This window comes from Runella sp. MFBS21 (assembly GCF_029433105.1).
Lineage (GTDB): Bacteria > Bacteroidota > Bacteroidia > Cytophagales > Spirosomataceae > Runella.
This window is the reverse complement of the sequence record NZ_JARNTW010000001.1, coordinates 396,078-414,493: the sequence shown is the minus strand read 5'-3', so window position 1 is coordinate 414,493 and position 18,416 is coordinate 396,078. Positions and strand designations below refer to the sequence as shown.

The following is an 18,416-nucleotide window of genomic DNA, read 5'->3' as shown; positions in this document are numbered from 1 at the left end:
AAAGAGCAATCAACTGTGCGACAGCACTTAACAGTCAAGAAATGAAGCCTTTAAAATATTTAATCCTAATAGGGATAGGAATCCTATCCTTCTCTTTTCGAGCCAACGCCCAGCTTGAGCAATCCGTACGTTTAGAATTTAAAGTAAGCCAAAATGGAGACGAGTACTTCGACGTTACCCCTTTGGACAAGGGGGGTATTTTGGTTACCCAACGGAAAGAAGAATATTATGGCAATGAAAAATGGACATTCTATCGCTTCGACAACGCCCTCAAACAACAATGGACTACAGATTATAAAATTCCTTATGATTTGCACCCGCTCAAGACCTATCACAATCACCAGTATCTTTTTTGGCTTTTGCAGGAAACAGACAGCGAAAAAGTAAGTGTCTTGCGGGTAGATTTACAAAATGGAGAAATCGAAACCTTCAAAGGTGACTTGCTCACCCGAGCCGATATTGTGCATTTCAAAGTTTTGGGCAACATGGCTTTTATTGGAGGCTATCACCATAGTAGACCTGTAGTAATGGCTTTTTCATTTTTTGACAAAAGCATCAAAGCACTTCCCTACCTCTATACCAGCAATACCGAAATAAGTAATATCGAGCTCGACGAAAAACGTAATCAGCTCAATGTGCTGCTTTATACCATGAAACGTGGCAATTGTCAGTTTACTATCAAAACCTATTCCTACGAAGGTAAACTTCTCAAAACCACTACCATGCCTTTTGAAAACAACAACGGGTTGATTTCGGGCAAAATATTGCCTCTCGACGAAGCTTCTTCGCTCATCGTCGGAAACTACGCTCAGGGTTGTACTCAATATTCACAGGGGCTGTACTTTTCGCGCATCAAAGACGCCGAACCCGAAAAACTCCAATGGGTAGACTTTTCAAAACTCGAAAATTTTTTCAACTACCTTAAACCCAAGCGTAAACAAAAAGTAGTAGAAAAAATCTCCAGACGCAAAGAAGAAGGAAAAGAACCTAAATTTCGGTATCGCCTGTTGGTGCACGATATTGTACAGAATGAAGACGAATTTGTCCTAGTAGCGGAGGTGTATTATCCTATTTACAAAAATGGCACCATCTACTACAGCAACATGCCGCGTAACAACAACCGTGAATTTGACGGTTTTCGGTACACTCATGCTATTGTATGCGGTTTCGATAAAAGTGGCAATCTTCTCTGGGATAATTGCTTTGCGCTAGAAAGTGTCGAAAGCATCGAGCTCTTACCGATGGTACAAGTTAGTCGCCAAGAAGGGTTGTTGGTTTTAGGCTATCCCAAAGACGGCAAAATCCATACCGAAGTAATCGATAAAAACAAAGTAATCCGTGAAAAAGAAGCGTTTGAAATCAAAACCAGCGATGAAGGCGAACGCATCGTAGACAATGATAAAGGACTTTTGGCAGCTTGGTACGATAGGTATTTTTTAGCTTATGGTTATCAAAAAATCGGTAGTGAAAAATGGATAGGAGCTCCAAGAGAGGTATTTTATATCAATAAACTTTCTTATGACCCTAGTGCTCCACGCCCCGATAAAGAAGACCTAAAAAAAGGAAAAGCTTCTGAAAATAAGTGACGACCACACAAGTGGTTTTAAATCGCCGTTACTTTTTCATTAAAGACTCTCACCGCTTGCGCTAATTCGGGAAGAAGGTCAGGATTTTTTTCGATACCGTTCCCCACTACAACCACATCAGCTCCTGCTTCTAAGGCAGCTTGGGCTTTTGCTACCGAATTGATACCCCCACCTACAATGATTGGCGTATCTACCGATTTACGTACTGCCGCAATCATCTCTGGCGAGACGGGATTTTGGGCACCGCTGCCTGCATCCAAATACATCAATTGCAACCCCAATAGCTCTCCGGCCATTGCAGTACAAGCTGCTACCGATGGCTTATCGTGTGGAATAGGAGTGGTATTGCTAATATAAGAAACAGTAGTAGCTCGGCCACTTTCGACCAACATATAACCCGTAGGCAACACTTCTAAATTGCTACGCTTGAGCAAAGGAGCTGCTACTACATGCTGTCCAATAAGCAAGTCGGGATTGCGGCCAGAAATAAGCGACAAAAACAAAATAGCATCTGCCGAAGGCTCAATATGCAGGCTATTTCCAGGAAAGAGAATAGCGGGAATATTGGTATGTGTGTGAATGGCGGCGATGATCTCATCGGCGGCATACCGTGTGATGAGGCTACCGCCCACAAAAAAGAAATCTACTCCGTACCTAACACTCTCCGCCAACATAAACGGAAACGAAGAAAGCTCCACCTTATCAGGGTCGAGCAATACGGCGAATGATTTTCGCCCTTGTTGGAAATTATTTCTAAGTTTCGTGCGTATTTTTGACTTCATCCCTATTTTGCTGTGCGGCCAAAAAATCAATTAATTTTTGCCGAGCCACTCCCAATGCCCACGTTAAGGCATAAGAGGTTACGGCCTTTGTAAGCCACGATGCTTTATCTTCACGACGCTCAATCACCACAGGGGCTTTATTGATTTCGCTAGCGCGAGGCTCCGGTTCTTCATCTGGCAATACTGCTTCTAATAGCAAATATACTGCCGAAATAATTCCCCCAATGACTAATGCCTGCTGTCCAATATGGCTTGCGTTGGCTTTTATATCTTCAAATTTTTCTTCCAGCAATTGACGATAGCCTTCAGAAGTGTCCTTCAGTTCGATTTTACGACCGTTGGTATCACCAAAGGGTTCCTCAAAAGTTAGTATATTTTTAGGAAGTTTGGCCATAAATTCTCTTTGTTATGGTAAATTGGAAGATTTTTGCTCACGTTTTAAGGATATTTTCTCAAAATCAAACAAAATCTCTTTAAAATCGCGACTCAAATTGGTTTCAAAAATGCTAAAAACCTGTCATAAGCCCAAAACAGAATCTAATTTTTCAAGAAATTGTAATACAAACACGTCTAAGCGTGTACCTTTGTAGATTAGTAGATAGAACCTAACCAAGCCGTAAGTTCATAGTAGCTTTGTCTATTTAAGTACTTACACCACCCTATACAATTAGAGTCTGACTCTATATATCATTCAATAAAAATTTTACTTACAACCAATGCCACTCGACCAAGAATTTGAAAAAGAATCAGCCAACGGTGATGAAATGACCTTCATAGAGCACCTCGAAGAACTTCGTTGGCACGTTATTAGAGCTGTGGGCGCTATTCTTATTTTCACCATTGTTGCTTTTGTTTACATTGAAGAAATTTACAATAAAATCATTTTAGCTCCTTCCAAGGGTGATTTCTGGACTTACCGAATGCTGTGTAAATTAGCCGATTTTACGGGGGCAGAAGGACTTTGTATTCAAAAATTAGATTTTGAGCTGCAAAGTCGTGAAATGGCTGGCCAGTTTACCATGGCCTTGCTTTCTTCGGTAATCCTTGGTTTGTTGTTTGCTTTTCCGTATTCATTTTGGGAAGTATGGCGTTTTATCAAACCCGGCCTCAAAGCGTCCGAACGTAAAGCTGCCCGAGGGGCCGTTTTTTATGTAACATTCTTATTTCTATCTGGTGTACTGTTTGGTTATTATATTGTAGCACCTCTCGCTATCAACTTTTTAGCTAATTTCCAACTTGACCCCAGCATCAAAAATCAATTTGATATTACGTCTTATATTGGTTTGATCTCGATTCTCACATTGGCTTGTGGACTTACATTTCAATTGCCCGTAGTAGCGTTTGTTTTATCCCGAATTGGCTTCCTCAATCCACGCTTCATGCGCGAGTATCGTCGTCATGCCTTTGTTGTCATTTTGATTTTGGCAGCGGTGATTACTCCTTCTCCTGATGTACTCAGTCAGGTGTTGGTGGCTATGCCTCTTACTTTACTTTATGAGGTAAGTATTTGGGTATCAGCTTGGGTAGAACGAAACAAAAAGGAAGAAGCCGAACTAGAAGCCAAAGAAGAAGAAGAAGCTGGTGCCAGAGGAGATACTTCCTGGAATCCCGAATCTGATATGTAAGCCTGATGATTCAATTTATCGACATATGCAAATCCTTTGATGGGCGCATGGTGCTAGAGAATGTCTCTAGCGCTTTTAAGCCCGGTGATACTAGCTTGATTATCGGCGGTAGTGGTACGGGCAAAAGTGTATTACTAAAATGTCTTATTGGGCTCGTCAAACCCGACAAAGGGCAGGTGCTATACAATGACCGTGATTTTTGGAACAGTGAAGAAGAAGTGCGTAAGCAGATTCGCCGCGAAATGGGAGTGTTGTTTCAAGGAGGGGCTTTGTTTGACTCCAAAACCGTAGCTCAAAACGTGCGCTTTCCGCTCGAAATGCTCACCGATATGAGTGAAAGCGAAAAAAATGACCGAGTCATGTTTTGTTTGGCACGCGTAGGACTCGAACAAGCTGCCAATCGAATGCCTTCCGAAATCAGTGGTGGGATGAAAAAACGGGTGGGCATTGCACGAGCTATCGTGATGAATCCCAAGTATTTGTTTTGTGATGAACCCAACTCTGGCCTTGACCCTCTTACTTCTATCAAAATCGACGAGCTCATTAAAGAAATCACTGACGAATATAATATTACGACGGTAGTGATTACGCATGACATGAACTCGGTGCTCGAAATTGGAGAAAAAATCATTTTCCTTTACAAAGGACATAAACTTTGGGAAGGTGATAATCAAACCATCACCAAATCGAAAGTAGCAGAGCTCAATGAGTTCATTTTTGCCAATAAACTTTTAAGAGAACTAGACAAATAGCCTCACGATTTTGGCCTAAAATAACGGCGATAAATCGGCTTGCGATAGGCAAATTGCGCCCATAATAGAGGATAAAACAAATAATCGGTAAGCAAGCTAGGCGTACGATATTCGATTTCGTCGGCGATGATAGTCGTAGAAGTCGTTTTCTGAATAATACGATGGCGGTGGTGCCAATACCTCAAAAAGAAGGGTAGTTTTATACCCTCATCTACAAAATAGATTTCATCAGTGCTTGCTTGTTGCTCCACAATAAGGCTAGTCCAACGCTGACGAAAAAACAAAAAATTGAGTTCAAGTTCTACGATGTCTCCCTCTGTACATCCCTCAAAACGCACCACTCGTACAGGTGGAAAAGGAGGGCTTAATTGTCGGAAAAGGGCTTCGTCAAAACCTTCCCATACTTGTTGGTAAGATTGTAACACAGATGTACGTAGATGGAGTTTCATACGTTTTTAACTTCCCGCACTCAAAAAAGTTTTCTACTTTGCACACAAATTCAACTTGCTTTGTACAAAAAATGGTAACTATCTACGGAATCCCCAATTGTGATACTATCAAAAAAACGCTCACCGCGCTCAAAGAAAACCACATCAATTATACTTTTCACGATTATAAAAAAGAAGGTATCTCTCGCCAAAAACTAGCAGAGTGGCTCACCCAACAGCCCCAAGAAATACTTATCAATCGTGCGGGCACTACTTGGAAAAAACTCACCGACGACCCAAAAAACTCGCTTCAAAACCCAGAAGATATCATTACTTTAATGCAAGAAAATACTTCCCTTATCAAACGCCCCATTATTGAAAAAGAAGGTAAAATCATAGTGGTAGGTTGGAAGCCTGATTATATTCATCAGCTTTAAAACTTCTTTTCTCCAATGAAGTTATTGACTGTTTTTGGGACGCGGCCAGAGGCCATTAAAATGGCTATTTTGGTGCAAAAATTGCAACAAAACCCTCACTTTGAGCATAAACTGTGTGTGACTGGCCAACACCGCCAAATGCTCGACCAAGTATTGTCTTTGTTTGAAATCACACCCGATTTTGACCTTAATATCATGCAGTCAGGACAAGATTTAACAGACATTACTTGCCGAATCCTAACAGGATTGAGAGAGCTATTTCAAAGTTACCGTCCCGACTTAGTGCTGGTTCATGGCGATACTACTACCTGCATGGCTACGTCGTTGGCGGCTTTTTATGCAGGTATCAAAATAGGGCACATAGAAGCGGGATTGCGCACGGGCAATTTACGTTCGCCTTTCCCAGAAGAAGCCAATCGACTCATTACCGACCGTTTGTCCAATTATTTTTTTGCCCCTACTACGCGTAATGTTCAGGCATTGATAGAAGAAAAAATTGTACCGACGGCTATCGTCAAAACAGGCAATACGGTCATTGACGCTTTGCTGTACGTAAGCAATCGAGTAAGGCATTTTTCTCCTCAAATTCCCCAAAAAATCCAAGCTATTTTTGATACTGACAAAAAAATCTTGCTAGTAACCGGGCATCGGCGCGAAAATTTTGGAGATGGTTTTATTCAGATTTGTGATGCTTTATCTGCCCTTGCCCTCCGCTATCCTACCCTCCAAATCGTTTATCCTGTACATCTCAACCCCAATGTTCAAACGCCTGTTTACGAGCGGCTAGGTCATTTGCCGAATATTCATTTACCAGCTCCGATGGATTATGCCGATTTTGTATATGCTATGAAAAAAAGCTGGGTGATTCTGACTGATTCGGGCGGAGTACAAGAAGAAGCCCCTAGTTTAGGAAAACCCGTCCTCGTAATGCGCGATACAACCGAGCGGCCCGAAGCCATTCAGGCAGGTACAGTAAAATTAGTAGGCGCGCACAAACAAACAATCGTGGACGCTGTGAGTCAACTTTGGGAGCATCCTGAGGTATATCGTCAGATGTCAGAAGCTACCAACCCTTATGGAGATGGATTGGCAAGCAATCGTATCATTGATTTTCTAAAAACACTTTGAGTCAGTTTTTTGGCAAAGCTACTACGCCTGTTTGCTCGTAGTTTTGAAGCCATTCTTTTTTAGGACTTTGAATGGTTAGATAAAAATCATAAAATGGTTTCATGTCTTTTGCATAATCTCCTGTCACAGTCACAGTTCCCCCAAAAACAACCGCTTTGCGGCCATAATCAAACCCCACAAGTACAAGGGGTACTTTGGCTTTGAGAGCCATGTAGTAAAAGCCCGTTTTGAGCCTTGAAGTATTGCTGCGAGTGCCTTCAGGAGCGATAGCAATATGAATAGTATCATTTTGGTGAAAAGTCTCCGCTACTGCTTCTACCAAATTATTAGACTTTTCGCGATATACAGGATAGCCGCCTAATGCTCTAAAAAACCAACCTGAATACCATTTAAAGAGGGTACTTTTGGCTAGGAATCCCATTTTTACTTTGATGGTTGCGCGGGCACCTATCCCAATAAAAAAATCACCGCTGTTCCAATGAGGACAGACCGTCCATATTGCTTTTTTCAGATGTCTGGGGGGAGTTCCAATGATAGTCCATCCAAACAAGCGGTACAAAAATGCAAAAAGCCAATTCATAAATTGCCGAATGTTAAGTTCGCCAAATTTAGAAACTACTTTTGATTCGCCAACTATTTTGGGATTATTTGTACTTTAACAAGTTATTATTTTGCGAAGCAAAGAAAATGGTTTAGGATTTGTCTACATACAAACCAAATTGGTTTTCTTCTTGTATTCGGTAGGCGTTTGTTCGGTGATTTTTTTAAATGCTTCAAAAAAATCCATTTTAGAATCGTAACCTACTTTACGTGCGAGCTCACTCATTTTTAGATTGCGGTATTCGGGACTTACGAGCAAGCGTTTGGCTTCTTGAATACGATAGGTCGCTATCAAATCCATAAAGCTTTGTTCGAGATTTTCATTAATCACCTGTGCCAATTGACAGGCAGAAACCCCTAATTGAGAAGCAAGATAATCAATTGAAACGGAGGTATTGAGATAGGGCTTTTCCTGATTCATCAGCCTAAAAAGCCTATTAAGCAAGTCTACTCCGTAACGTTGGCGGGCTGTTTGGCGAAAGATAATACGCCCCAAAAACGTAATAAAAGCATTGTTAGGAATCTGCGACAGAAGCCGTTGGGTAGTGTGTCTCCATCTTCCTAAATCTCTCAATACAACTGGTCGTTTCATCTTTTCAGGCTGGGTAGTTAGCTATAAGATGATAAAATATCTCCTAACGTTGCATCAACTACTTATTTATTTTTGCCTATAGTTAGATGTTTTACGAGGTTTTGAAGATTTTCTAAAAACGGCTACCATATTTTTTAAACTTATAAAGGGCTGTTAATAGGAGACTTTGAACAGTACTACTATTGCTTCACAAAAATGCACCCTATTTTTACAAATACCAGAAAATCAGGTGTTAAAGTATGTTAACAGACCTAAACTTAGGAAATCAACTTTTACACATATACAAGACTTTCTAAACTAACACTATTGAAGATACTTCTTTAGCCATTTGATGGTTTCATCGGCAATTTGCGGATGGAAGTTGCCTTTCAAGTACTGCTGTTCTCTGAAATTTCTGACGGCTTCGGGCCAGTCTTTGCTCTTCATCATAAAGTGGTCGAGGTCAGGGATGGTAACCCAAGTGGCATAATTGGGATGCGCCTCATTGACAGTTTGCTGAATCATGTATGGCTCCACCAATGAGCATTGTTCATAGTCGGTACCGCCGTGAAGTACCAACACTGGACAATTGACTTTTTGCCAGCTTTGGGCGAGATTGAGAGAATCAAGTTGCTGCCAAAATCGCCAATGACGCCCCCACATATTGTTGTTCCAGTTTTCTTTATAGCCTAGTTCACTCTCTACTACTGCCTTATATTCAGGATTTTGATAAAGCTCAGCGGGAGATTTTTTCAGAACAAAAAATTCATAATAAACTTTCTGGATGGTTCGGACAAAAGTCTCGGTTTGCTGGTAATTCAGACCGTCGAGCAAAGGTTTTTGAACGCGGTGCATTTCCAGCAAGAATTCGCTCCAAGGCCGAAATACACAGCCAAACACTATCACACCTTTGGGCTGATGCCGCTTGGCTACTTCAGGCGCAATGGTGCCTCCCATACTATGCCCCCAAATGAAAAGCTGGGTTTTGTCCACAAAAGGGAGCTGCTCCATATAACGGTACCCCGCATCAAAACTCTCAATATCCGTCACTAAATCAACCTCAGTACAAGGAGCGCATCCATAACTATCGCCTACTCCTGATTTTTCGATGGTCACTACCGCGTAGCCATTTTTGAGCCATTCGTCCATCAATCGGCCATTGTAGCTAGAGCCATAATTTTCGATAGAACCGCAGCCATAGCCCGGTATGAGCAAAATAGCGGGTACAATCGTCTTGCCTTTGGGAATACGAGTAATGGCCCGCAAATAGCCATTTCTAAATTTTACCCAATCGTATTTTACCTCTGCAATGTCTGACTGCTCCAAAGCCCTCGCTACCGCCGTAGTAGTAGCCGCATTTCTTTTGCGCCCCCGCGAAAACATTACCGAAACAGATTCCCCAGCCCGGATATTAGCAGCAATGGCATTAAATTCGAGCATGGTAGTGACTGGCTGATTGTTTAAAGACACAATCAAATCCCCTTTTTGGATCCCAACCGTCGCCAAAGTTCCATTTGCCAGAACCGTATCTACCAAAATCCCGTCTGCTGTATCTTTTCCTCTCATCCCCATAACGGTCTTACGCTCGGGGAGTTGAGCATAAGCAATGACCGATAGCAGCATCAATACAACACATCCAATCTTTTTCATAGGTCTCTTTATTTTTCAATTCTACCATTTTATCTCCCCTTATAGTCTAAATTAATTTATTTTCAAAGGAGAGTGATACAACCCATCGGGAGAAGCACCTGCTCTAATGGTAGCCACGACCTCCCAATTGGCGGTATTTATTACAGCAATGGTTCCATAATTAACCGCAGCAATATATACGAATTTCCCATTGGGATGGGTGGTAATCCCAACAGGTATAGGCGGATTTTTAAGATCTTTTGCTTTGCCTACTCCGTCAACACCTTTATCTAAATTGAACAAATCGATGTCTTTTATCAGCCGACGAGCGGCTACGTCATAAACGCTCACATTACCTGTTTTGGCATTGGAAATCAAACTATATTTTCCATTTGGTAAAAATTTGACTCGAATTGCGTTTTCATGCGCAGACAGCAACGCTTCTTCTTTGAAGGTTCGCGCATTGATAATCGTAACCGTGCTGTCAATTTGATTGGCGACCCACAATTCTTTTCCGTTAGGCGAAATATCTAGCCCCTCGGTACCAGGTTTTAGTACAATGGTTTTGAGCAACTTATTACCTTTTATATCCACTACCGACACCGACCCAGAGCGGCGATTGGCCACGTAGGCTTTGCCATCTGCTTTACAGTATGCCACAATATGACTTCCTTCTTGATTGGTCTTGACCACTTCAGTTACGGCGTCGGTTTTGATATTGACTTTAATCAACGCTTGAGCTACTTCACTGGTCACAATCACCTCGTCAGGATTGATAAACTCTATGCCATGCGGACGCTGATAAATGCCCAAGTCAATTTTTTTAATACTAGATTTTTGGGCAATATCAATAATAGTGAGGCTATTGTTTGGGGTTTGATTTCCGTAGTTACAAACCACAGCAATTTTACCATCTGGTGATACGGCCACTTCGTGGGAGCCTTCACCCGTCGGAATCCGCGTTAGTTCTGTATTCAAATCAAGGTCAAGAATCGACATAGTATTCCCACCTTTGTTGACCACCATCAAAGAGCCTAGCGACTGAGCTGCGGCCTTTGTTGAAAGCAATGCAAACCAAAGTATTACCAACCACTTTTTCATCGTATTTTGTTTTATTGATTTTATACGAAGATACATTAAGTTGGTCGGTTTTTCATGCACTGTTTTACTAAGCTCGGCTACGCTGCGAGCGCTGCCAAGGTCAAATTATCCATTACCGGCACGTTGTTTTTCTTCTTCCACCCCGCTCGAACGACGGCGGCTTGCGGCCACTTTGGTATTTCCAAACCGATACGAAAAAGCCAAAGTAGCAACTCTTGTTTCACGATTTGCTTCAAATTTTTCTATGTAATCGCGGAAAGTCACCGTAGCACGGCTATTGTTGGTATAAAAAATATCGGTCACGTTGAGTTTAAGGGAGCCTTGACGTTGCCAAAAAGATTTCTGAACCCCCACTGACAGTTGTCCCGTAGGCATTACATCCATAAACCCATAAATTTCGCGGGCACGATATACCACCGTCATTTCGGCAGTATATCCTTTTTTGCCCAATACAAAACTGTTGTTGCTGTTGATATTATAATTGAAATTACCGTTTTGTAGAGGTGTATTGGCTACATTGCCTCGATAAACTCCATAATAGGTATTTAGGTTGTTGACGCTATTCCACCATTTTGTAACTTGAATAGGAGCAGAAATATTAACTCCCCAAAACTCAAATTCTGCTAAATTCCGATTGGTCTGAACCGTGATTTTGTCTTGTCCTTCTACGGGCATAATCACCTGCGTGATATTGTTGGTAGTACGACTGTAAGACAATGTGGTAGTAATCTGCTGCTTATAAGTATGTGATACTTCAAACGAATACGTAAATTGAGGCTGGAGATACGGATTACCCTCACTATAAGTAGTATTGTTAATAAAAAATCGAAAGGGATTCAATTGGCGATAACTAGGTCTATCCAAACGACGACTCACCGAAAAACCCCATTCGTGCTTTTTGGAAAACTTATAATTGACAAAAGCACTCGGAAATAAACGTGTATAGCTACTATCAAATACGGCATTGGTAGCCAACTGATTGCCTTTGATATGAGTTTGCTCTACTCGTAATCCCAATTGAAAATTGATTTTTTTGTATTCTTTGGCAAAGTTGAGATAGGCCGCGTTGATGTTTTCATCATAAATAAAATGATTGCTTTGCGAGGCATCAAAAACGGGCTGTTCGTTGCTAGCATCGTAATATTTGAGATCGTTGTCGGCCCTCACAAAACTGCTTTTTAAACCCGTTTCTAGCTTGGCTTTGTTTTTGAGCGGGTGTACATAATCAACCTTGATAGATTTGATGTCAAGTTTGCCCAAAATATCACCTATCAATACATACGTGGGTAAAATCTTATTTCCTTTGACATCTACAAAATCAGTGGTAAAACGCTGATCCGTTTTATTACCATAATAGGCATAGTCCAAATCTACGTTAAGTTCTCGCCCCGTAGAATCAAAAGTATGCTTAAGGTTAGCATTGGCCGCATAGTTAAACCAATTTTCCTTCGAACGGTTGCTGTTTAAATCATACCTTATGACTTGAGAATCTTGGTTAAGTACTTCTGTACGAGTATCTCCATTGGGTTTAAAGCCATTAGAAAGGCCACTAAAAACCACCCCTATCACTGTTTTTTTAGAAAGCGTATAATCCGCCCCCAATCGGGTATTATGATTTTTGAAGGGTATCGTAATATAATTATCTTGTTCAAAAACCCCTTCCAAAACTCCGTCTTTGTAAAACTTCCTATCCAACACCAAATGACTAAAAGCTTTACGGTACGAAAAATTGTAGCTTCCAAAAAGGTTTAGGTTTTTGTTACGGTGGTTGAGGGTTATTCCTGCGGCGGTTTTGGCATATACCCCTTGTCCATAGCTAAGGTTGACACTTCCGTTTGTGCCATAGCGTTGGTCTTTTTTCATGACCAAATTCAAAATCCCTGCATTGCCGGCGGCATCGTATTTGGCGGAGGGATTAGTAATTATTTCAATTTTTTCGAGCGTATTGGCTGGCAAGCCGCGTAGGTAATTAGCCAAATCTTGCGCCGCTATCACCGAGGGTTTTCCGTTTATCATCACCACTACGCCTTGTTTACCTTTCAAGCTGATATTGTCGTTTTGATCCACTACCACACCAGGCGACCGCTCCAGTACCTCCAAAGCATTACTACCGGCACCTACAATGCTATTTTCGACGTTGACGATGGTTTTGTCTAATTGGCGCTCGATAAAGGGCTTCGTACTACGTACCGTGACCTCATTGAGATTTTGGGCAGCGGGCACAAGTGCAATAGTCCGAAGATTGACGGAGGGGGTTTCATTGCTAATCACAAATGAAGGCGTAGCCAATCTTTCATACCCAATCTGCGAGACCTGTACAAAAAAACGCCCTTGGGCGATTTTCTCAAACAAAAAACGGCCTTGCTCGTCACTCAGCGCGGCCTTGACCAAGGCAGAATCGGCAGTACGGTGGAGAGTTACGTTGGTAAATTCGATATTTTTACCGATTTCATCTACAATTTGCCCCGAAACCGTTTGGGCTTGGAGGGCCGCATTTCCGACACAAACAATGACAAGAAGGAATACAATTTTAGACATGGCTGGCTGTAGGAGTTGGTGAAACTGATTCCCAAAACTACAACGCAGTGAGTATGAGGCCGTTCACCCAAAGGGGGTGATTTGGATAAATGGCAGCGTTTTACTCTCCCCTGCAAGGCAATTTTCTACTTTGTAACAGAAGAGATTTTAATTATACGAGCTACTCTTTTACAGCTTCTATTGTCTTCTTTTTTCAAACAAAATCCTATTTTTGTGTTTGACACTTTCTACCATCCTCAAACTGCTGAAACGCTTGAAAAAGTTTATTTTCTTTCTGCTCCTTGTTAGTACTACTACTTTTGCCCAAACCTCCGAAGATTCGCTCATGATTCGTAAGATTTATGATGAAGTGCTCTCCAACGGGCAAGCTTACGAATGGCTTCGATATCTGTGCAAACAAATTGGCCCGCGTCTTAGTGGCTCCATAGGGGCGCAAAAAGCCGTGGTTTATACCAAAGAACTCATGGAAAAAGAAAAATTTGACCGGGTGTTTTTGCAAGATGTAAAAGTACCTCACTGGGTGCGCGGCGCCAAAGAAGAAGCTTATTTCAAAGTCGGAAAAGAAAAAACAAAGGTGCCGATTGCAGCTTTAGGCGGGTCAGTAGCAACAGCGCCTAAAGGGCTTGAAGCAGAAGTGATAGAAGTAAAAAGTTTTCAACAATTGCGGGAGTTAGGAAAAGAAAAAGTGAAGGGTAAGATTGTGTTTTTCAATCGTCCCATGGATCCTACCAAAATCAATACCTTTGAAGCCTACGGTGGAGCTGTGGATCAGCGTGCCAACGGAGCTACCGAAGCCGCCAATTTAGGCGCTGTGGGGGCCATTGTGCGCTCCGTTACCACGCGCCAAGACGACGTACCTCACTCTGGAAGTATGCGCTATGGTACAGGAGTGCCGTTGATTCCGACCGCCGCCATCAGCACCAATGCCGCCAACCTACTCAGCCAAAAACTAAAAGAACATCCAAATCTTACGTTTTATTTTCGTCAAAACTGCGAAACGCTACCCGATGCCGATTCTCATAATGTAGTCGGCGAAATCAAAGGCCGCGAAAAACCTGACGAAATCATCGTGGTGGGCGGGCACTTAGATTCGTGGGACATCGCCGAAGGAGCCCACGACGACGGTGCAGGCTGCGTTCAGTCTATTGAAGCAGTGAGATTACTGAAAGTTCTTGGTTATCAACCCAAAAGAACAATCCGGGCGGTGATGTTTATGAATGAAGAAAATGGGCTTCGAGGGGGCATCAAATACGCTGATTTGGCCAAACAAAACAATGAAAAACACATTGCGGCGATTGAGTCAGACAATGGTGGTTTTACTCCCAGAGGTTTTGGTATCGTAGGAAAAGCTGACCAAAAAGCCAAAATCATCGGTTGGAGGCCACTGCTTGCCCCTTATGGCCTTCACGAGATAGGCCCTGGAGGCGGCGGTGCAGACATCGGGCCTTTGGCACAACAGGGCACCGTACTGCTTGGTTATAAGCCTGATACGCAACGTTATTTTGATTATCATCACGCCGCCAATGACAATTTTGAAAATGTTAGCAAAAGAGAACTTGATTTAGGAACCGCCTCTATGGCTGTTCTAATTTATTTATTGGATAAATACGGCATCTAAACCTCCCTCTTTATGCGTTCACTGTTTTTGATAATTAACGTTGCCATTTTACTTTCTTCCTGTGGCTCTGGAAGCGATAATCCTGACCAAGACCCTATGGTAGCTTCTTGGAAAGTAAGCAAATATGACCTCGACGAAACTATCGACAATGTAGTTTCTAATGACTTAAATCTCATTACTTCCCTCAAAGACGGATTTTTGCGTTTTTATCCCGATCAAACTTTGGTGGTATGGCAAAAAGATATTGGATATTCCGTGAATCGCTGGGAGTATTCCAAAAAAAACGGGTATTATTTGCTAAGTGGTCCCATTTTTACCCAAGGGCTTTCGCTCAAAGAGCTTAAAAGAGAAGAAAAGCAAGCCAAGTTTAGGCTCATTGATTCCAAAAATCAAGCGGAAGGAATCGATCTATTTTTGGCTGCTGTACCACTATACGAAGTTGACTCAACCGATCTTCTGCATCCTTCTCACAACCAATGGCGTATCAAACCCAAACAAGCCGAAACTCCCCAACAACTCAAAAAGAGAGTATTGGGAATGGTGACCTTTATTATTGATTATTTTGAACTTACCGACAAGAAAGAGCAGCCTTATTTCGAGACACCTATCTTACAAAGTCCTTTTCTATTTTATAGCGGAGGCATTGGCGTGGCCTCTGCCCAAGACCTTCCTACTGAATGGACAAAAACTTTTTTTGATGAACAAGACGCCCTCAAAGGACATAAAATATTGCTAGATGCGTTTGATACCGACACCGAATATCCTTCTAATATCAAAAAACACACCGAAGGCTATCTCAAAGTACTCAAAGCCGTGAAGTTTAATCTTGAGTAGTATCATGCCAAAATCGGCTTGATAACTTTCCCTGCTACATCAGTCAAGCGGAAGTTGCGACCTTGAAAAGGATAGGTAAATTTTTCGTGATTGAAACCCATCAAATGCAAGATAGTAGCCTGTAAATCATGCACATGTGTGCGGTCTTTGACACCATAGTAGCCCAGTGGGTCGGTTTCGCCAAGTGAAAAACCTTTCTTGACGCCACCGCCTGCCATCCAAACCGTAAAAGCATCCAAATGATGGTCACGTCCCGAATACGGAAGTACTTGACCGTCGCGGTTTTCTTGCATGGGTGTCCGGCCAAACTCACCTCCCCATACCACGAGCGTTTCGTCGAGCAATCCTCTCATTTTGAGGTCTCTCAACAAAGCCGCTACGCCTTGGTCAGATGCTTTACATTTGTTCATGAGGCCGATTTCTACCGATCCGTCTTCGCTTGTGCCGTGCGTATCCCAGCCCCAATCAAACAACTGTACAAAACGAACACCATTTTCGACGAGTTTACGCGCCAGGAGGCAGTTCATCGCAAATGACCCTTCGCCAGGTTTTACCCCGTACATATCCAAAATATACTGCGGTTCTTTGCTCACATCCATCACCTCAGGTACCGACATTTGCATTCGAAAAGCCATTTCATATTGGCTAATGCGGGTCAATATTTCAGGGTCTTTTACTTCGTCGTAGGCTTGTTGATTGATGGTATTGATAGCCTCGATTGTTTGTTTTCGTATATCCCGATTCATCCCTTGCGGGTCAGAAACGTACAAAACAGGGTCGCCACCAGTACGGCATTGTACTCCTTGATAGACTGTGGGCAAAAATCCACTTCCCCATACCGACTTGCCAGCGTCGGGCTGCTTTCCTCCAGAGGCTAGTACGATAAATCCGGGCAGGTTTTTGTTTTCCGAACCCAATCCATAGACCGTCCAAGCCCCAATGCTAGGTCGCCCCAAACGTGCACTTCCCGTATGCATCAACAACTGAGCGGGCGCGTGGTTGAACTGGTCGGTATACATGGCTTTTACAAAAGACACGTCATCGGCAACGGTCTGTAGATAAGGCAAATAATTGGAAATCCATGCACCCGATTGTCCATGCTGTGCAAACTGCCCTTTAGGGCCAAGCATCTTGGGCACTCCTTTGATAAAAGCAAATTTTTTCCCTTCCAAAAATTCCGCTGGACAATCTTTGCCGTGGTATTTTTCGAGTTCGGGTTTGTAATCAAAAAGCTCCAACTGCGAGGGTGCCCCCGCCATATGGATATAAATCACCTGTTTGGCTTTGGGTGCAAATTGTGGGATTTTCACACTCATCGCATCGAGCGATTGGACAGGCGTAGACGATGCCGCCTCATCTTTACCTAAATACCCACAGCTCCCCAAAAGGGAACCTAGCCCCAATGAACCAAGTCCTGTGCCCAAGGTTTGAAGAAAATACCGTCGTGTTTGCCGCTCTAAATCGGCTCGCTGAAGTTCTTTTAATAACTTTTCCATAGATAAAAAAAGGCAACAATAGAGGAAAGTTACCCAAAAACCTTAATTTGCAAAGGCATTACCCTACGAATTATTTTTATCATTATGAACAAAACGGCGATTGGGGCAGGCACGTGGGGATTGATTCTTTTTGTTTTCATAAGCGCAACGGCGCAACCAACGCCCTCTATCTTATCTGTTCAAGCCAACGGAAAAGCAAAAGTTGTTTCTGCGGGTTCCGTGGTAAAATTGGCCGCGCTGGAAAATGATTTGCACATTGAATGGAAACCCTGCCATTGTACCTACCGCTACTACACCGAAGGTTTGGACGCCGACACCGTTATATTACATTACCCCATTGCGCATTATACCAATCTCGAAGGCGGCGAGTATCGTTTTTGGGTACAGGCGCAGCAAAACGGCCAATGGTCAAAGCCCGCTTATATCTCGCTTGAAATAGAAGAAAGCATCACCGAAGAAGGTTGGTTTTGGCCAGCCGTCGCCGTGTATGGATTGCTGTTGGCGGGTGCCGCGATTTACTTTTTTCTGCTCTATAATTTTCGCCAAAAACTCAAACTGCAAAGTCTCCGCAACCGCATCGCTGCCGACCTCCACGACGAAGTAGGTGCCACCCTAAGCAGTATTGCCATTTCGACGCGTTTGGTAGAAAAAAAATACGGACGACAGGCACCCGAAATGCTTTCGATTTTGCAGCAGATCAAAACCGACTCCGAAGAAACTATCCAAACCATTCGCGATACGGTCTGGACGCTTAACCCTAACAATGATTCGGTCGAACAGTTATTGGAGAAAATGCGCTCGTTGGCGTTTCAATTGCTCACACCACAGGATATTTCGCTGACATTCAACAATCAACTTTCTTCCTCCGAGACCCACCGACTCCAACTAAGCATGGAACAACGGCAAAACCTCTACCTCATTTTTAAAGAAGCCCTTAACAACATTCTCAAACACGCCGAAGCAAGCAAAGTGAGCGTAACCTTCAAAATGAACGGACAGGAAGTGCTGATGAATATTACCGACAATGGTAAAGGCTTTGATACTACCCAGCGCTACGAAGGCAACGGCCTCAAAAACTACAAAAAACGCGCTGCCGAGAGCTTTATGGAAGTAACACTCATCTCAAACGAAGGTGAAGGTACTCAACTGAAGATAATCGTTATTTCTGTTTAACCCCTGAATGACGCCGAAGAGAGAACTACCCAAATTGGGGGGATGACCGTTTGATAAGTTTCGGGATTTTTGTAACGAATTATTAATCATAAAATTTTACATTTAACAACCGACAAAA

General features: G+C 42.7%; 17 protein-coding genes. 8 read left to right on the top strand and 9 right to left on the bottom strand.

Translation table 11 applies throughout. From position 1 onward, the window contains the following. The first annotated feature begins 41 nt into the window (after nt 1-41). Nucleotides 42-1,586, top strand: coding sequence for a hypothetical protein (locus tag P1X15_RS01670; protein ID WP_277336402.1), 1,545 nt, complete (start codon nt 42-44; stop codon nt 1,584-1,586). 17 nt (nt 1,587-1,603) lie between these two features. On the opposite strand, the gene P1X15_RS01665 is transcribed toward P1X15_RS01670, so the two are convergent. Next, the gene (locus P1X15_RS01665; RefSeq protein WP_277336401.1) at nt 1,604-2,368 is read right to left on the bottom strand and encodes a geranylgeranylglyceryl/heptaprenylglyceryl phosphate synthase; all 765 of its coding nucleotides are present in this window, start codon (nt 2,366-2,368) and stop codon (nt 1,604-1,606) included. After that, nucleotides 2,340-2,762, bottom strand: a complete 423-nt coding sequence (locus P1X15_RS01660) for a hypothetical protein (protein ID WP_277336400.1) — start codon at nt 2,760-2,762, stop codon at nt 2,340-2,342. Before P1X15_RS01660 ends, P1X15_RS01665 begins: the two co-directional genes overlap by 29 nt. A 322-nt stretch (nt 2,763-3,084) precedes the next feature. On the opposite strand from P1X15_RS01660, the gene tatC reads away from it, so the two are divergent. Continuing rightward, the gene (tatC, locus tag P1X15_RS01655; protein WP_277336399.1) at nt 3,085-3,993 is read left to right on the top strand and encodes a twin-arginine translocase subunit TatC; all 909 of its coding nucleotides are present in this window, start codon (nt 3,085-3,087) and stop codon (nt 3,991-3,993) included. Nucleotides 3,994-3,998: 5 nt separating this feature from the next. Continuing rightward, complete coding sequence (locus tag P1X15_RS01650) at nt 3,999-4,745, top strand: ABC transporter ATP-binding protein (RefSeq protein ID WP_277336398.1); 747 nt, start codon at nt 3,999-4,001, stop codon at nt 4,743-4,745. Nucleotides 4,746-4,747: 2 nt separating this feature from the next. Here P1X15_RS01650 and P1X15_RS01645 read toward each other — a convergent pair whose 3' ends face one another. Next, on the bottom strand, nt 4,748-5,194 hold the full coding sequence (locus tag P1X15_RS01645; RefSeq protein ID WP_277336397.1) for a hypothetical protein: 447 nt from the start codon (nt 5,192-5,194) through the stop codon (nt 4,748-4,750). Nucleotides 5,195-5,265: 71 nt separating this feature from the next. Here P1X15_RS01645 and P1X15_RS01640 point away from each other — a divergent pair, with 71 nt between their 5' ends. Then, nucleotides 5,266-5,610 carry a Spx/MgsR family RNA polymerase-binding regulatory protein gene (locus P1X15_RS01640; RefSeq protein ID WP_277336396.1) on the top strand — a complete coding sequence of 115 codons (345 nt, stop codon included), beginning with the start codon at nt 5,266-5,268 and terminating at the stop codon, nt 5,608-5,610. 15 nt (nt 5,611-5,625) lie between these two features. Next, entirely contained in the window at nt 5,626-6,738 is a 1,113-nt protein-coding gene (wecB, locus tag P1X15_RS01635; protein WP_277336395.1) for a non-hydrolyzing UDP-N-acetylglucosamine 2-epimerase, read from the top strand. 1 nt (nt 6,739) lies between these two features. On the opposite strand, the gene P1X15_RS01630 is transcribed toward wecB, so the two are convergent. The 5 genes from P1X15_RS01630 to P1X15_RS01610 all read right to left on the bottom strand — a co-directional run bounded on the left by P1X15_RS01630 (nt 6,740) and on the right by P1X15_RS01610 (nt 13,177). Continuing rightward, nucleotides 6,740-7,318, bottom strand: a complete 579-nt coding sequence (locus P1X15_RS01630; RefSeq protein ID WP_277336394.1) for a 1-acyl-sn-glycerol-3-phosphate acyltransferase — start codon at nt 7,316-7,318, stop codon at nt 6,740-6,742. Between the two features lie 123 nt (nt 7,319-7,441). Next, nucleotides 7,442-7,930 carry an AraC family transcriptional regulator gene (locus P1X15_RS01625; RefSeq protein WP_277336393.1) on the bottom strand — a complete coding sequence of 163 codons (489 nt, stop codon included), beginning with the start codon at nt 7,928-7,930 and terminating at the stop codon, nt 7,442-7,444. Nucleotides 7,931-8,233: 303 nt separating this feature from the next. Next, nucleotides 8,234-9,559: an alpha/beta fold hydrolase gene (locus P1X15_RS01620; RefSeq protein WP_277336392.1), complete on the bottom strand. Its 1,326-nt coding sequence runs from the start codon at nt 9,557-9,559 to the stop codon at nt 8,234-8,236. A 51-nt stretch (nt 9,560-9,610) separates the two neighbouring features. Next, a complete protein-coding gene (locus tag P1X15_RS01615; RefSeq protein ID WP_277336391.1) occupies nt 9,611-10,639 on the bottom strand; it encodes a YncE family protein in 1,029 nt (342 codons plus the stop codon). A 105-nt stretch (nt 10,640-10,744) separates the two neighbouring features. Further along, complete coding sequence (locus P1X15_RS01610) at nt 10,745-13,177, bottom strand: outer membrane beta-barrel family protein (protein WP_277336390.1); 2,433 nt, start codon at nt 13,175-13,177, stop codon at nt 10,745-10,747. Nucleotides 13,178-13,430: 253 nt separating this feature from the next. Here P1X15_RS01610 and P1X15_RS01605 point away from each other — a divergent pair, with 253 nt between their 5' ends. Together P1X15_RS01605 and P1X15_RS01600 are read left to right on the top strand one after the other, a co-directional pair. Beyond that, nucleotides 13,431-14,795 (top strand): M28 family peptidase, encoded by a 1,365-nt coding sequence (locus tag P1X15_RS01605; protein ID WP_277336389.1) that lies wholly within the window; start codon nt 13,431-13,433, stop codon nt 14,793-14,795. A 12-nt stretch (nt 14,796-14,807) separates the two neighbouring features. Next, the gene (locus P1X15_RS01600) at nt 14,808-15,629 is read left to right on the top strand and encodes a hypothetical protein (protein WP_277336388.1); all 822 of its coding nucleotides are present in this window, start codon (nt 14,808-14,810) and stop codon (nt 15,627-15,629) included. A gap of 2 nt (nt 15,630-15,631) precedes the next feature. Here the strand turns inward: P1X15_RS01600 and P1X15_RS01595 are convergent, their stop codons facing one another. Then, the gene (locus tag P1X15_RS01595; protein ID WP_277336387.1) at nt 15,632-17,125 is read right to left on the bottom strand and encodes a DUF1501 domain-containing protein; all 1,494 of its coding nucleotides are present in this window, start codon (nt 17,123-17,125) and stop codon (nt 15,632-15,634) included. An 84-nt stretch (nt 17,126-17,209) separates the two neighbouring features. Here P1X15_RS01595 and P1X15_RS01590 point away from each other — a divergent pair, with 84 nt between their 5' ends. Next, nucleotides 17,210-18,298 carry a histidine kinase gene (locus P1X15_RS01590; protein WP_277336386.1) on the top strand — a complete coding sequence of 363 codons (1,089 nt, stop codon included), beginning with the start codon at nt 17,210-17,212 and terminating at the stop codon, nt 18,296-18,298. Nucleotides 18,299-18,416: the final 118 nt, after the last annotated feature.